Source organism: Bartonella vinsonii subsp. berkhoffii ATCC 51672, assembly GCF_902825225.1.
Lineage (GTDB): Bacteria > Pseudomonadota > Alphaproteobacteria > Rhizobiales > Rhizobiaceae > Bartonella > Bartonella berkhoffii.
In genome coordinates this window covers 1-456 of sequence record NZ_CADEAK010000153.1, presented here as the reverse complement: position 1 = coordinate 456, position 456 = coordinate 1, and the positions used below count along the sequence as shown (strand labels likewise).

The 456-nt window shown below is 41.4% G+C and carries 1 protein-coding gene; it reads right to left on the bottom strand.

The window, feature by feature from the left end:
* Positions 1-456, bottom strand: a 456-nt coding sequence (locus J7R10_RS08700; protein WP_208436475.1) for an FHIPEP family type III secretion protein, incomplete at both ends; no start/stop codon positions are given.

Genomic DNA, 456 nt, shown 5'->3' with positions numbered 1-456 from the left:
TGCGTAAAACTTCACTTAAATGGGTTAATAATACTGAAAGATTATCCACCGCCATATAACCTTCACGCATCAATTCAGAGCGAAATGTTTCTGAGGTTGCAAAAGCACGCATACCGAAAGCCGGCTCACATACCTGCTCACCTGGAATATTGGGAATAGGTTTATTGCCCGGCATAATGAGAACCTCACCTATGCGCATTTCGTAAGATGCCACAACCGTACCATATAATTTGATCCAATAGCTTTTTGCCGGCACTTTATAATCATCTGATATCTGTATTTCAGGAATAACAAAACCATATTCTTGCGCAAATTTACGGCGCATTTTTGCAACACGGTCAGCCAGCTCAACCTTTTTGGATAATAAATGTTTAGACAATTGCTTGCCCATAGCAATTTCGACGCGCACCGTTTCAAGCGATGCTTTAAGTGACTGGCTTTCTTCTTGATGAGCCT